The organism is Nesterenkonia xinjiangensis (assembly GCF_013410745.1).
Lineage (GTDB): Bacteria > Actinomycetota > Actinomycetes > Actinomycetales > Micrococcaceae > Nesterenkonia > Nesterenkonia xinjiangensis.
The window spans coordinates 1724673-1739180 of record NZ_JACCFY010000001.1; the positions used below are offsets into that span (position 1 = coordinate 1724673).

A 14508-nucleotide genomic window follows, 5' to 3' on the forward strand; every position below is an offset into this window, starting at 1 on the left:
CATGACTCAGACCGTTTCCCCTGTCCGCCGAGGCGGGACAGCCGGGCGGCGCCAGAAGGGACCTTCGTTCCTGATGGCGCTGCCCGCGGTCCTGTTCTTCGGCATCTTCGCCCTCGTCCCGCTCGCCGGCGTGGTGATCCTGTCCTTCATGAGCTGGGACGGCCTCGGCGCCCCCAGCTTCGCCGGATTGGACAACTGGTTCCGGATCCTCGAGCGCGACCACACGCAGAACGCTCTGTGGCTGACCTTCGTCTTCGTGGTCGTCTCGTTCGTCTTCCAGGCGCCGGTCGCCCTGCTGCTCGGCGTCTTCATGGCCGGCGCGCAGAAGTACCGGGCCCTGCTGTCGGTGCTGTTCTTCCTGCCGCTGCTCTTCTCCTCGGTGGCGGTCGGCCTGACCTTCCAGGCGCTGTTCAGCCCGAACTATGGGATCAGCACGGCCCTCCCCTTCGACTGGCTGCCCGCCCAGTGGCTCGGCAACCCGGACATCGCGCTCTACGTGGTGATCTTCGTGGTCGGATGGTGCTTCGTGCCGTTCCACTCGCTGCTCTACCAGGCCGGTGTGCGGCAGATCCCAGCCTCCCTCTACGAGGCGGCCACCATCGACGGCGCCGGCCGGGTGCGGCAGTTCCTCTCCATCACGCTGCCGCAGCTGCGCTACACCGCCATCACTTCATCCACGCTGATGCTGGTCGGCTCGCTGACCTACTTCGACCTGGTCTTCGTGCTGACTCAGGGCGGACCCGGCAGCGCCACCCGCATCCTGCCGCTGGACATGTACATCACCGGATTCCGCAACTTCGACATGGGCGGCGCCTCGGTGATCGCTGTGATCCTGGTCGCCGTCGGACTGACCCTCTCCCTGGGGCTGAACAAGATCTCTGGATCCAGTCGCATGGAGAGCGACAAGGCAGGTATGTGATGAGCACCGACACTGTGAAGACAGACCCGGGGAAGACCCCCGAACGCTCCGCCGAGAAGGCCGTGACCCCGCGCGGGGAGAGCGCCCCGCGCCGTCGGAAGGCGCGCAAGCCCACCGAGCGGCCCAACGTCCTGGCAGGCATCTCCGGTTGGCTCTGGCTGGCCGTGATCATCCTGCCGATCTACTTCATCGTCATCACCGCGTTCCGTGACCGGACCGACCTGGCGCAGTCGAACCCGCTGGTGCCCTCGGCGGAGCCCACCCTGGGCAATTTCGTCCGGGTCATCGAGAACGACTTCTTCCACTTCTTCCTCAACTCGGTGATCGTCACCCTGTCCACCGTGGCCGTGGTGCTGGCGGTCTCGCTGATGGCCTCGTACTACATCGTGCGGTCGATCAGCGCCGGCGGGCAGCGGCTGTTCAGCGTGATCCTGCTGGGCATCGCCATCCCGGTGCAGGCCACGATCATCCCCGTCTACTACCTGATCCGGCAGCTGGGTCTCTATGACACCCTGTGGGCGCTGATCCTGCCGCAGATCGCCTTCGCGATCCCGTTGAGCGTGCTGATCATCGTCAACTTCGTCCGGGACATTCCCCAGGAGCTGTTCGAGTCGATGCGCGTGGACGGCGCCGGGGAGTGGAAGATCCTCTGGAACCTCGTGGTGCCGATGTCCATCCCCGCGCTGATGACGGTGGGGATCTATCAGGCCCTGCAGGTGTGGAACGGGTTCCTGTTCCCGCTGATCCTCACTCAGAGCCGGGACGTGCGCGTGCTGCCGCTGTCCCTGTGGGAGTACCAGGGCCAGTTCGCCATCGACGTGCCCGCCACACTGGCCGCCGTCGTGCTCTCCGCAGTGCCGCTGCTGGTGGCCTACATCCTGGGCCGCCGGTACATCGTGGCCGGTCTGACCGCCGGCTTCGGCAAGTGACCTGATCCTCCCGTCCCCCTCGATCTCGACGACGACCTTCGTGAAGGAGCTCCCATGAGCGACGTGACCACTCAGAACGCCCCCGCCGTGGACCGGGTCACCGGCCCCTGGAACGATGTCTCGCTGCCGGTCGCCGAGCGGGTCGAGGCGCTGCTGGCGCAGATGACCCTCGAGGAGAAGGTCTCCCAGCTGGGATCGCACTGGGAGATGCGCGAGGACACGGAAGCTCAGGGGGAGGTGGCGCCCATGGAGGACGCGATGTCCGCAGGGAAGCTGCCCTTCGCCCAGGAGATCGTCGACGGCGAGGGGCAGCTGACTCGCACCTATGGCACGGTGGCGGTCTCGGTGGCCGACGGTGCGAAGGATCTGCGGGAGCGGCAGGCCGCGATCATCTCCGCGAATCGGTTCGGCATCCCTGCGCTCGCCCACGAGGAGTGCCTGACCGGCTTCACCGCCTACCAGGCCACCGTCTACCCGACGTCTCTGGCCTGGGGTGCGACCTTCGACCCGGAGCTGATCGAGGAGATGGCCGCCGCCATCGGCCGGGACATGGCCGCCGTCGGCGTCCAGCAGGGGCTCTCCCCAGTGCTCGACGTCGTCCGCGACGCCCGCTGGGGACGTGTCGAGGAGACCATCGGTGAGGACCCCTATGTGGTCGGGACCCTGGGCACCGCCTACGTGAAGGGGCTGCAGTCCGGCGGGGTCATCGCCACGCTGAAGCACTTCGCCGGCTATGCCGCATCCCGGGCGGCACGCAACCATGCCCCGGTGCACATCGGGCGCCGCGAGCTCGAGGACCTGATCCTCGCCCCCTTCGAGATGGCTGTCCGCGAGGGCCGTGTCGGCTCCGTGATGAACTCCTACGCCGACATCGACGGGGAGGCGCCCGCCGCCTCCCCGTGGCTGCTCACCGAGGTGCTCCGCGATCGGTGGGGCTTCACCGGCACCGTGGTCGCCGACTACTGGTCGGTCGCCTTCTTGGAGCGGATGCACCGCGTGGCCGAGGACCAGGCCGAGGCCGCCCGGCTGGCCGTCACCGCCGGGCTGGACGTCGAGCTGCCGCACACCGGCGGCTACCGCACCCTGGCCCAGCAGGTCCGCGACGGGCACCTCGAGGAGGCCGTCATCGACCGCTCCGTGCGCCGGGTGCTGCGGCAGAAGGTGCAGCTCGGGATGCTCGACGCCGGCGAAGGGGAGAGCTGGGAGCCGCAGATCGACGAGGCCGTGGACCTGGACTCCGCGGCCAACCGCGCCCTGGCACGCAGGGTTGCCGCGCGCTCGCTGGTGCTGCTGAAGAACGACGGCGTGCTGCCCGCACCCGCCGAGGCGCTCGCCGGGAGGCGGGTCGCCGTCATCGGTGCCTCCGCCGACGAGCCGCGCACCATGATGGGCTGCTACTCCTTCCCCAACCATGTGCTGGCCAAGTACCCTGCCGGGACCTTTCCCCACCAGGGGATCGGCGTGCCGATGCCTAGCATCCTGACGGCCCTGCGCGAGACCTACGACGGCGCCGAGATCACCTACAGTCCGGGCGCCCCCATCGTGGAGCATGACATCAGCGGCATCGCCGATGCTGCGGAGCAGGCGGCCGCCGCGGACCTGGCCGTGGTCACCGTGGGCGACCTGGCCGGCATGTTCGGCGCCGGCACCTCGGGCGAGGGATGCGACGTCGAGGACCTGCGCCTGCCCGGAGCTCAGCAGGAGCTCGTGGAGGCCGTGCTGGAGGCTGGTGAGCGCTCCGGCACGCCGGTGGTGCTCGTGGTGGTCTCCGGCCGGCCCTACGCGCTGGGTGGGCTGGCCGAGCGCTGTGCCGCCGTCGTCCAGGCCTTCTTCCCCGGAGAGGAGGGCGGCCCTGCGCTGGCCTCGCTGATGAGCGGGGAGATCGAGCCGGTCGGCCGTCTGCCGATCGGGGTGCCGGTGCACCCGGGCGGCCAGCCGGCCGGCTACCTCGCGGCACCGCTCGGCCAGAACAGCCAGGGCGTCTCCAACCTGGACCCGACCCCGCTGTATCCCTTCGGCCACGGGCTGAGCTACAGCCGGGTGGAGTACCGGGGGCTGCGTCTCTCGGCCGAGGAGATCGCCGTGGACGGGACCGTGGAGGCCACCGTCACCGTGGCCAACACCGGTGACCGTCCGGTGGACGAGGTCGTCCAGCTCTACTTCGGCGACCCGGTGGCCCAGGTGGCCCGCCCGGTGCGGCAGCTGCTGGGCTACGCCCGAGCGGTCCTGCAGCCGGGGGAGACACGAGAGGTCAGCTTCCAGGTCCACGCGGACCGGTTCTCCTTCACCGGGGTGGAGCTGCGACGGATCGTCGAGCCCGGGCGCATCGATCTCTGGTCCGGCCCCTCCGCCGGGGACCTGCCCCTGGAGGCCACGGTGAGGCTCAGCGGTGAGACCAGGGACATCACCGGAGCCCGGGTGCTGACCACCCCCGCCCGTGTGAGCTGAGCCGGGGACGGATGTCTGAGCTTGTCCGACCTCGGGGCCCCGGGCATAGGATGCGGGTACGAGCAGTCGATGAGCGGGCCGCCGGCCCGCCGTGAAAGGAGCTCCCATGTCTGACGAGCAGTACTCCGACTACACCGTGCCGGGCCTGGCCCAGGAGAACGGGCATGAGATCGCTGGGCTCCTCCAGACCCGGCTCCACGCGTTGAACGACCTGCAGCTGGCTCTGAAGCACGTCCACTGGAACGTGACCGGGCCGCACTTCATCGCCGTCCACGAGATGCTCGATCCCCAGGTGGAGGTGGTGCGCGGGTTCGTGGACGAGGCCGCCGAACGTATCGCCACCCTCGGCGGATCTCCCAGCGGCCGCACCGGCGAGCTGGTCGCGCGGCGGCACTGGGAGGACTACCCGCTCGGCAAGGCGGACTCCCTGGTGCACCTGGCCGAGCTGGACAAGGTCTACACCGGTGTCATCGAGGACCACCGCGAAGTCCTGGCCAAGGCCGGACAGGTGGACCCCATCACCGAGGACATGCTGATCGGGCAGGTCAAGGAGCTCGAGCTGTTCCAGTGGTTCATCCGCTCCCACCTGGAGCGCACCGGGTCCTGACCCTGCGGCGTCAGCCGCGTTCGGCGATGAGACCGCGCCGGGCCGCGTAGGCCTCGCGCACCTGCGGGGTCGGCTCCGCGGTGAAGGTGCGGACCTCGGAGGTGGTCCACGACGGCGGATGCTCGCTTCCGGAGAGCACCCACGCCGCCTGCCGCGCGGCGCCGTCGGCCACATACTCGCCCGGTTCCGGGACCTGCACTTCGCGGCCCAGCACCGCAGGAGCGATCTGCTGTACGGCCGCCGAGCGCGCGGCCCCGCCGATCAGCTTGATCGATTCCACCGGAACGCCGCGGGCGGTCATCGCCTCCAGGCCGTCCGCGAGTCCGCACAGCAGGCCTTCGACGGCGGCGCGGGCGACGTCCTGCGGGTTCATGGAGGCCAGGGAGAGCCCGATGAACGAGCCGGTGGCCCGGGGCAGGTTCGGGGTGCGCTCGCCCTCCAGGTAGGGCACCAGGGTCAGCCCATCGGCGCCCGGGCCCGCGGCCAGCGCGAGGTCGGCCAGGCCGTCGTGGTCGACGCCGAGCATCTGCGCGGCCCCGTCCAGCACCCGCGAGCCGTTGAGCGTGACCGCCAGCGGCAGGAACTGGCCGGTGGCGTCGGCGAAGCCAGTCACCATACCGGTGGGATCCTGGATCGGCTGCCGGGAGACCGCCGAGACCACCCCGGATGTGCCGATGCTGATGGCCACGTCTCCGCGGCCCATGCCCAGACCGAGTGCGGCGGCGGCGTTGTCCCCGGCGCCGGGGCCGAGGACCAGCTGGCCCCATCCGCGGGAGGCGTCCCCGGTGCCGGCCTGCGCGTGGGGCGCCACCACTCGGGGAAGCACGATCCGTCGGGCCTGCTGCTCGGTGATCCGCAGCGCCCGGGCGAGCAGGTCGTATCTGTACTCGCCGGCGGACGGGTCGTAGTAGCCGGTGCCGGAGGCGTCGGAGCGGTCGGTGGTCAGCTCACTCAGCTCCGTGGATCCGGAGAGCCGCCAGGTCAGCCAGTCATGGGGCAGGGCGACGGCGGCCACCCGCCGGGCGTTCTCCGGCTCGGCGTCGGCGAGCCAGCGCAGCTTGGTCACTGTCAGTGACGCCACCGGCACCGAGCCGGTCAGCGAGGTCCAGGCGGCGGCGCCCTCGACGCCGCCGCCCAGCTCCTCGATCAGCGCCGCCGCGGCGTCGGCGCTGCGGGTGTCGTTCCACAGGAGGGCCTCACGGATGACCTCCCCGTCGGCGTCGAGGACCACCATGCCGTGCTGCTGGCCGCCCACCGCGGCGGCGGCGACGTCGTCGAGCCCGCCGGCCTGCTCCAGTGCCGTGAGCAGGGCGTCCCACCAGGCGGAGGGCGCCACCTCGGAGCCCTCAGGGTGCTTGGCCGAGCCGCTGCGCACCTGGGCGCCGGTCTCGGCGTCGCGGATGATGACCTTGCAGGACTGGGTCGAGGAATCGATTCCGGCCACGAGGGTGGGCACCGAGGTCTCCTTCATCAGGGGTGACGTGTCACGGCCAGTGTAGAGCGCAGCGTCAGCCGATCAGGTGCTTCAGCGCCAACTGGTTGAGTCGCACGAAGCCGAAGTTCCGCTCGGCGGCGGCCTCAGGGTCGAAGTCCTCGTAGGCGGACCGGTCGGCGAGCAGGTCGCTGATCGACTCTCCCTCGGCCAGGGTCGACTCGCCCAGCTCGAAGATGCCTGAGGTCCTGAAGGCCTCCTGCACCTCGGGGTCCTGGCGGTAGGCCGTGGCCTTCTCGGAGAGCATGGTGACCATCTCGATGTTGGCCCGCGCGGAGTCCCAGATGCCGTCCACGTGGTCGGTGCGCGAGGGCTTGTAGTCGAAGTGCAGCCAGCCGTCGTAGCGCGGGCCGCCGTTCGGGAAGCCGTTGGTCAGCAGATCGATCGTGAAGAAGGCGCTGATCAGATCCCCGTGGCCGAACACCAGGTCCTGGTCGTACTTGATGGAGCGCTGGCCGTTGAGGTCGATGTGGAACAGCTTCCCGGCCCACAGCGCCTGCGCGATGCCGTGGGTGAAGTTCAGCCCGGCCATCTGCTCGTGACCCGTCTCCGGGTTGAGGCCGACGATGTCGCCGTGCTCGAGCTCTGCGATGAATCCCAGCGCGTGGCCGATGGTGGGCAGGAAGATGTCGCCGCGGGGCTCGTTGGGCTTGGGCTCCAGGGCGATACGCAGGTCGTAGCCCTTCTCCTTGATGTAGGCGGCCACCGTGTCGACGCCCTCCGCATAGCGCTGGTGGGCGGCGTGGAGGTCCTTGGCGTTGTCGTACTCCGAGCCCTCGCGTCCGCCCCACATCACGAAGGTTTCGGCGCCGAACTCGGCGGCGCGGTCCACGTTGCGCAGCAGCTTGCGCAAGCCGAATCGGCGGATCGAGCGGTCGTTGGAGGTGAGGCCGCCGTCCTTGAACACCGGGTGGCCGAAGGTGTTGGTGGTGAGCATCTCCACCGTCAGGCCCACCTCGTCGGCGACCTCTTTGAAGCGGGTGAACCACTTCTCGCGCACGGCCTCGTCAGTGCCGAAGGGGGCGACGTCGTCGTCGTGGAACGTCACACCGTCGGCACCTGCCTCCTTGAGCTTGGGCAGGTACTCCCACGGTTCGAAGGCCGGGCGGGAGGCCGAGCCGAACTGGTCCTGGGCGGTCCATCCGACGGTCCAGAGGCCGAAGGAGAATCTGGTGTCGTGGGGCGTGGCCATAAGGTCCTCCTGAGGAAAAGGGGCGTGCGCGTAGGGTGGGTGGGACGATCCGCCCCGTGTCGATTTTGTATCTAGATGAAACATAAATGCTTTGGAGGCTAAGATCAAGTCCGTGACGGATCCGACTCGCAGCCCAGCACAGCCGGAAGGCACTGCCTACGGCCCCGGCATCGCGCTCGGCGGCCGACTCGGAGGCATCGGCCCCGGGCCCATCGCGCGGCTGGGGCGGCGCGGCATCAGCCGCGGCCTCAACGGCGGCCCCCAGCGGGGAACCTCCGACGGCGGCGGCCGCCGCGAACGCCCGCCCCACCACCAGGCTCAGCGTCCCGGCGCCCGCCAGGAGACCCTGCGCGAGTCCAATCTGCTGCTCATCACCGAGGAGATCTTCTCCGCAGCGGAGTCGCTCTCCCGTGCCGACCTCTCCATCCGCACCGGGATGACCCGCTCCACCGTCTCCCGCCTGGTGGACGACCTGCTCGCCGCCGGCATCGTGCGGGAGGGCTCACCGATCGTGGGCGGCACCCGCGGGCGCCCCGCCGTGCCGCTGCACCCCGCCCGCTGCACCCTGGCTGGCCTCGGGGTGGAGATCAATGTGGACTTCATGGCCGCCCGGGTCATCGACCTCACCGGCAGCGTGCTCGCCGAGGAGATCATCGAAGGAGACTTCAGCGCCTCCGACCCGGCGGAGGTGCTCCCGCAGATCGGCCTGCTGGCCCTGCGCGTGGCCCGCCAGGCCGCCGAGGCCGGCGCCCGCGTGGTCGGCACCGTCATGGCCCTGCCCGGCCTGGTCACCGCCGAGGAGGACCGCCTCATGCTGGCCCCCAACCTGGGCTGGCGTGACGTCGACGTCCCGCAGATGGTGTGCCGATCGCTCGGCGGTCCGGAGCAGCTGGCGGACCTGCCCGAGGGGAGCCCGAGGCTGGGCGAGTTCGGCGACTTCTTCGTGGTGGCCAATGAGGCCAAGCTCTCCGCACTGGCGGCTGCCCAGGAGTTCAGTGCCCACGAGGAAGGGGAGCAGACCTTCTTCTACGTCTCCGCACAGATGGGCATCGGTGCCGCCGTGGTGATCGACGGAATCGTCGACGCCGGCCCGCGCGGCTGGGCCGGAGAGATCGGCCATGTCGCGGTGGAGCCCGGCGGCCCGCAGTGCCGCTGCGGCGCCTCCGGCTGCTTGGAGGTCTTCGCCGGCAAGGGCGCCCTTCTCGAGGCGGCAGGCCTGGAGCCGGCCGCCTCCGCCGAGGAGCTCGTCTCGCTCACCGAATGGGAGGACGAGCCCGGTGAGCGGGCGCGTCAGGCCATCGACCGTGCCGGGTGGGCGCTCGGCGTCGCGCTTTCCAGCGCGGTGAACCTGCTCGACGTCGACGACATCGTCCTCGGTGGAGAGTTCGGACCGCTGGCGGACCTGCTGCGACCCCGCATCGAGCAGGAGCTGCGTCAACGCGTGCTGGCCGCCCGATGGAGCCGCTTCCGCGTGCGGGAGACCACCACCGGGGTGGCCCCGGCCACCACAGGTGGGGCGCTGCGCGCGCTGCGCGCAGTGGTGGACGACCCGCTGCGCTGGGTGCCCGAGGCCGGTTGAGCCTGGGGCCAGCCGAGGGTGTGGCGGCTCAGTCGCGGTGTCGGACCTCGATGCTGTACCCCACCCGGTGCCACCGGCCCGGGATGAGGTAGATGACGTCCTCTCCGGAGTTGAACGCGTCCGGAGGGCAGGTCATCGGTTCCACGGCGACCCCGGCGCGATCCAGCTGCTCGCCGGTGTAGACCTGGACCCAGGGGGTGTCGGCGATCATCCGCACCACGAAGCCCGAGGGTCCGTGGACCAGCTCCGCGGTCCACCCCTCCTCGGGGAGGTCCGTGTAGGCGTGGTCGATCGTGCGGCCCACCAGCAGCGGGCCGTTGCTGAGGTCCAGATCCCCGGAGACGTTCTTCCGTCCGGTGACCTTCCCGGTGGCCTCTGTGGTCGCCACAGTGCGTGCGGGCAGTCTCAGTCGGCACTCGTCCAGCGGGGCCGATCCGGCCCGCAGATACGGGTGGAAGCCCACGCCGTAGAGCGCCGGAGCGGCATTGGCCGCCTGGAAGGCGTCCACGCCCTCTTCCGTAGGGGTCTCCTCGGGCTGGCGCGTCATCAGGGTGGCGGCCAGGCCGATGTCGGCGGACACCCGGTAGAAGAGCACGAACTCGAGGGCGAACGGGTAGCCCTCGGAGGCCTCCAGGAGGGTGGTCAGCTCGACTCCGGACTCCTCCTGCCTGACGACCTCGAAGTCCGCATGGCGCAGGAGGCCGTGCAGCGCCGCGCCGGTCCCCTCCTCGGGGTCCGGAAGCTCGTAGAGGGTCTCGTCGTGGACATAGGTGGCCCCCGCGATGCGGTTGGGCCACGGGGCGAGCACCGCCCCGGCGTAGGAGCCCTCAGCCTGCGCAGCCGGCACCACCAGCTCGTCCTGCTCATGGCGCAGGCTCAGCAGCTGCCCGCCCCGCAGGCCGATCTCCGCGACATAGCCGCCGCCGGTGATCGTCACGCTGCTTCGTGACTCGTCCATATGTCCTCCCGTGGTCCTCGGCCGGTGCTGGACCGACCTTCCGCGGCGAGACGTCACCCGACGTCCCTCATGCGTTCATCCCTCATTCTGCCTGCACTGTCACGATCCGGCATAATGGACCATTCCCCCGTGAGCGGAAAGATGCCACATCAGGAGATGGACCACACTCGAGACATTACAGGCAGCGATATGAACTCAAGCATCCGGACTGACGACACCACCGACTTCTCCCTCCCGGCCGCGGGCCGGGGAGGAGCCTTCGCCCATCAGCAGGGCAAGGCGATGGTCTGCCTCGACGTCGACGGCACATTGGTCAACCATGATGGTCACATGTCCGAAGCCGTTCGTGTGGCCGGACGCGCCGTGGTCGCCGATGGTCACACCGTCGTGGTCTCCACCGGACGTTCCCTGCCGGCGACGCTGCCGATCATCGAGATGCTCGGCGTCACCCACGGTTACGCGGTGTGCAGCAACGGCGGGGTCACGGTCCGGATCGACCTCGAACTGGAGGAAGGGTACGAGGTCATCGATCGGCGCGTCTTCGACCCGGCCCCCGCCCTGGACGCGCTGCAGCGCCGGCTGCCCAACGCGAAGTACGCGATCGAGACCTCTGCCGGCACCTTCCTCTCCACCGAACGGTTCCAGGACATGTCCTTCGGCCTGTGGGCCGAGGGCACCAGTCTGCACAAGATGCGGCACGCTGAGGCGGTGCGCCTGGTGGTCAACTCCGACGACGCCACCTCCGAGGAGTTCACCGCCGCGGTGGCCAGCATCGGCCTGCAGGGCGTCACCTACTCCGTGGGCTGGTCCGCCTGGCTGGACATCGCCGCCGCCGGGGTCACCAAGGCCTCCTCCTTGGAGACGCTGCGCGAGAAGATCGCCGCGCCGATCGACGTGACCGTGGCCTGCGGAGACGGGCGCAACGACATCGAGATGCTCGCATGGGCCGGCCGCGGCGTGGCGATGGGCCAGGCGCCCGAGGAGGTCAAGGCCGTGGCCGACGAGGTCACCGGCCATGTGGACGAGGACGGTCTGGTGGACGTGCTCACCAGCATCCTCGCCGACTGAGTCACGCGCGGCGGCGTCAGCGCAGCTGGGCGCCGAGGCGCTGCAGCGCCTCGGCGCCCACCAGGTCCCCTCCCAGCATCGGCAGCGTGTCCAGGAGTGCGCCCGGCACCAGTCGTGACAGCTCCGCCAGATGCCCCTCCTCCTGGTCGCGACGCTGAGCCAGGAAGTCCCCGGCGTCGCGCGGCGAGAGCCGGTTGACCACGAACCCGCCGACGTCGACCCCGGTGTCGGCCAGCTGGGCGTGCAGCTCCACAGATTCCAGCACCGGCAGCCGCTCGGCGGTCAGCACGATCACGAAGCTGCACCGCTCGGCGTCGGTGAGCACCTCACGCATGGCCTCGAATCGCGCCTGACGGCGAGCGAGCACCTGCCGGATGCGCCGGTCGCGGGCCGCCTGCGAGGAGCCGTCGGGGGCGTCATCGGCATCCAGGGCGCGCACCGCCGCGCCGAACCGCTCCGCGCGGGTGCGCCGGTCCAGAAGCGCTGAGGTCCAGGCCGTCATGATCTCCGGCAGGGCCATCAGCCGGGCCGTGTGCCCGGACGGGGCGGTGTCGAAGACGATCAGGTCGAAGGCGTCGTCGTCTTCCCCGCCGTGCTCCTGCAGCAGGGTGGCGATCCGTTCCAGGACGGCCGCCTCGTGGGTGCCGGGGGAGCGGGCCGCGAGCTGCAGGTGTTTGTCCACCTCGCCCTGCAGATGGTCCGGCATCATGCTGCGCAGCGTCGCGCCCACCTCTTCCAGGTGGGCGGAGGTGGTGGCGTCGGGGTCGATCTCGACCCCGGACAGGCATGCTCGTCGGGGCGCAGCCGGGCCGGAGCCGTCCTGCCACAGCGTGAGGATCCGGTCGCCCACCGGGCGCGCCCACAGATGGCCTAGATTGTGCGCGGGGTCGGTGGAAACCACCAGGACCCGGGCGCCCCGCTGAGCCTGGTGCAGCCCGACCGCGGAGGCGACGGCGGTCTTGCCCACTCCGCCCTTGCCGCCGACGAAGAGCACACGGCGGTCCCGGGCGAGATCGAGCAGCATCGGGCGGTCCCTTCCTCGCAGTGTGAACGGCGCTGAGCGGCGCCGCTCAGCAGCAGCGCATGTGTTCCTCGAACGGGGACCGGTCCATCCCCATCCGCACATGCCACTCGTGCATGCGGTCCAGCATCTCAGGCAGCAGCTCCAGAGTGGCCCCGGCGGCGGGGTTCGGCACGCCGAGGGCCTCGGAGAGGACCAGCATCATGAACAGGTCCTCCTCGTCCCGCCGGGCGCGTGCGAACGTGCGCCGATAGGGGGCCACGTAGAACTCACGCAGGCCGGCGTCAACCTGCCGGATCCGCGCTCGCAGCTGTGCCAGGAGGCTCACCGGTCTGCGCTCAGCGGTCCAGGGGCAGCTTCTCGTCGTCGCTGAGGGCGACGTCGTCCTCCGGCTCCTTCGCCCCGCGATGAGCCTGACCCATGGCGATGACGGCCTCCACCAGCACCCAGACGGCGGCGACGATGATCACCACGTCGATGCTGAGCAGCAGCCATTCCGCGTCGCGGAAGAAGCTGACCAGCTGCACCAGTGCGGCGTAGATGCTCATGACCAGCACGAACACCATGGGGATCAGCACCGGCAGGAACGGCCGGCCCTTGCGGATGAGCATCACCACGATGATGGACATGGTCAGCGCGGCCAGCAGCTGGTTGGTGGTGCCGAACAGCGGCCAGATCAGCATGCCCCCGGATCCGTCCGCGCCCTGCGAGAAGGTCAGCGCGACACCGATGACCAGCACGACCGCCGTGGCGGCGATGATGTTGATCCGGACCTTCGCCAGCTCGCCGATCTCCTGGACCACGAAGCGCATCAGGCGCACCCCGGTGTCCATGGTGGTCGCGGCGAAGAGCACCGCCATGGTGGCCAGGATGGTGGCCGAGAGCCCTGCCGGGATGCCCAGGCCGGTGTTGACGATGTTCGCGCCGCCCTCGACGAAGGCCGGCACCCCGCCGGAGCCGAAGGACTCGTAGACCTCTTCCCACTGGGCCAGCGTCTGGAAGCCCGCGGTGGTCGCGATGATCGCGCCCAGGGCCAGCAGGCCCTCGCCGACGGCTCCGAAGTAGCCGACGAAGCGGGCGTCGGTCTCTCGGTCGAGCTGCTTGGAGGTGGTGCCGGTGGCCACGGTTCCGTGGAAGCCGGAGATCGCGCCGCAGGCGATGGTCACGAACAGCAGGGGGACCAGGGACGGTGTGCCCTCCGGGACGTTCTGGTTGAAGGCGGGGGCGACGACGGTCGGCGTCGCGATCAGCACCGCGCCGTAGACGATGATCAGGCCGATGAACAGCTGGATCCCGTTGATGAAGTCCCGCGGCTGCAGCAGCACCCACACCGGCAGCAGGGAGGCGATGCCCGCGTAGACGAACAGCGCCACGATCCAGAAGCCCTCCGGGGTCATGCCCAGCACCTGCTCCGGCAGCTCCACCGGGAACCTGTCGCCCAGGATGATCAGGGCGTAGAGCGCCGCCACCCCGGTCAGCGTCACCGCCAGCAGGTTCCAGCGGAGCCGATAGATCGCCTGGCCCACCAGCACCGCGACGATGAGCGCGCCCCAGGTGGGAATCACCGCGCCCGGCTGAGCCACCAGCAGCCCGGAGATGACGACGGCGAAGGCCGCCACCACCATCAGCAGCAGCAGGAAGACGACCACCAGGAAGAGGTTGCGCCCGCGTGGGCCGATGTAGCGGCCGGAGAGCGTGCCGATCGACTGGCCCTTGTTGCGGGTGGAGGACCACAGGGCGCCGAAGTCATGCATGCCGGCGATGAACACCGTGCCGATGGTCACCCACAGCACGGCCGGCAGCCAGCCCCAGATGACGGCGATCGCGGGTCCCACGATCGGGGCGGCCCCGGCCACCGAGGTGAAGTGGTGGCCCCAGAGGATGTACCGGTTCGTCGGGACGAAGTCCACGCCGTCGTCGAACTGGTGCGCCGGGGTCTTGAACTCGGCGTTGACCTTGTAGACCTTCTTGGCGAGGAACTTCGAGTACAGGAAGTACCCGGCCAGCATCAGTGTCACTCCGATGACGGCTAGGAGCAGTGAGTTGGGTCCGTCCATGATCTCCCTCTCTCTCGGGCGGACTCCACGTTGAGCCCCCGGGACGTGATGCCAGTGATGCCTGTCATGGTACTCGGGTGAGACGCGCATCACCCAGCCTCATCGGTCCTGATCAGCGGCGGGTCGTGAGCGGCGCCGCAGGGCCGGTCGCCGGGTGGCGGGCTGGTGGCCGCAGGAGCCCAGCAGCAGGAGGTTCTCGGGCCCGGGGCCTGGAGCGACGGCGTCCTCCTCTCTAGGC

12 protein-coding genes are annotated in these 14508 nt (G+C 69.9%); 6 read left to right on the top strand and 6 right to left on the bottom strand.

Features of this window, described 5'->3' with window-relative positions; genetic code table 11:
• Nucleotide 1: 1 nt before the first annotated feature.
• The 4 genes from HNR09_RS07875 (at nucleotide 2) to HNR09_RS07890 (ending at nucleotide 4903) form a co-directional block, all read left to right on the top strand.
• On the top strand, nucleotides 2-919 hold the full coding sequence (locus HNR09_RS07875; protein ID WP_179541534.1) for a carbohydrate ABC transporter permease: 918 nt from the start codon (nucleotides 2-4) through the stop codon (nucleotides 917-919).
• Nucleotides 919-1848, top strand: a complete 930-nt coding sequence (locus HNR09_RS07880) for a carbohydrate ABC transporter permease (RefSeq protein ID WP_179541535.1) — start codon at nucleotides 919-921, stop codon at nucleotides 1846-1848. The genes HNR09_RS07875 and HNR09_RS07880 overlap by 1 nt, the downstream gene beginning before the upstream one ends.
• A 54-nt stretch (nucleotides 1849-1902) precedes the next feature.
• Nucleotides 1903-4296 (top strand): beta-glucosidase family protein, encoded by a 2394-nt coding sequence (locus HNR09_RS07885; protein ID WP_179541536.1) that lies wholly within the window; start codon nucleotides 1903-1905, stop codon nucleotides 4294-4296.
• Nucleotides 4297-4402: 106 nt separating this feature from the next.
• Nucleotides 4403-4903 carry a Dps family protein gene (locus HNR09_RS07890; RefSeq protein WP_179541537.1) on the top strand — a complete coding sequence of 167 codons (501 nt, stop codon included), beginning with the start codon at nucleotides 4403-4405 and terminating at the stop codon, nucleotides 4901-4903.
• Nucleotides 4904-4913: 10 nt separating this feature from the next.
• Here the strand turns inward: HNR09_RS07890 and xylB are convergent, their stop codons facing one another.
• Nucleotides 4914-6374, bottom strand: coding sequence for a xylulokinase (xylB, locus tag HNR09_RS07895; protein WP_179541538.1), 1461 nt, complete (start codon nucleotides 6372-6374; stop codon nucleotides 4914-4916).
• Between the two features lie 37 nt (nucleotides 6375-6411).
• Entirely contained in the window at nucleotides 6412-7587 is a 1176-nt protein-coding gene (gene xylA, locus HNR09_RS07900) for a xylose isomerase (protein ID WP_179541539.1), read from the bottom strand.
• Nucleotides 7588-7699: 112 nt separating this feature from the next.
• Between xylA and HNR09_RS16475 the strand changes: the two genes are divergently transcribed.
• Nucleotides 7700-9166, top strand: a complete 1467-nt coding sequence (locus HNR09_RS16475; RefSeq protein WP_179541540.1) for an ROK family protein — start codon at nucleotides 7700-7702, stop codon at nucleotides 9164-9166.
• Nucleotides 9167-9194: 28 nt separating this feature from the next.
• Here HNR09_RS16475 and HNR09_RS07910 read toward each other — a convergent pair whose 3' ends face one another.
• The gene (locus tag HNR09_RS07910; protein WP_179541541.1) at nucleotides 9195-10124 is read right to left on the bottom strand and encodes an aldose epimerase family protein; all 930 of its coding nucleotides are present in this window, start codon (nucleotides 10122-10124) and stop codon (nucleotides 9195-9197) included.
• Nucleotides 10125-10313: 189 nt separating this feature from the next.
• Here HNR09_RS07910 and HNR09_RS07915 point away from each other — a divergent pair, with 189 nt between their 5' ends.
• Nucleotides 10314-11192 carry an HAD-IIB family hydrolase gene (locus tag HNR09_RS07915; protein ID WP_179541542.1) on the top strand — a complete coding sequence of 293 codons (879 nt, stop codon included), beginning with the start codon at nucleotides 10314-10316 and terminating at the stop codon, nucleotides 11190-11192.
• 16 nt (nucleotides 11193-11208) lie between these two features.
• Here the strand turns inward: HNR09_RS07915 and HNR09_RS07920 are convergent, their stop codons facing one another.
• Genes HNR09_RS07920 through HNR09_RS07930 form a run of 3 tightly spaced genes read right to left on the bottom strand, consistent with a single transcriptional unit; the run spans nucleotide 11209 to nucleotide 14270 of the window.
• On the bottom strand, nucleotides 11209-12216 hold the full coding sequence (locus tag HNR09_RS07920) for an ArsA family ATPase (RefSeq protein WP_179541543.1): 1008 nt from the start codon (nucleotides 12214-12216) through the stop codon (nucleotides 11209-11211).
• A 46-nt stretch (nucleotides 12217-12262) separates the two neighbouring features.
• The gene (locus HNR09_RS07925) at nucleotides 12263-12541 is read right to left on the bottom strand and encodes a cory-CC-star protein (protein WP_343047486.1); all 279 of its coding nucleotides are present in this window, start codon (nucleotides 12539-12541) and stop codon (nucleotides 12263-12265) included.
• A 10-nt stretch (nucleotides 12542-12551) separates the two neighbouring features.
• A complete protein-coding gene (locus tag HNR09_RS07930) occupies nucleotides 12552-14270 on the bottom strand; it encodes a carbon starvation CstA family protein (protein WP_179541544.1) in 1719 nt (572 codons plus the stop codon).
• Between the last annotated feature and the right edge of the window lie 238 nt (nucleotides 14271-14508).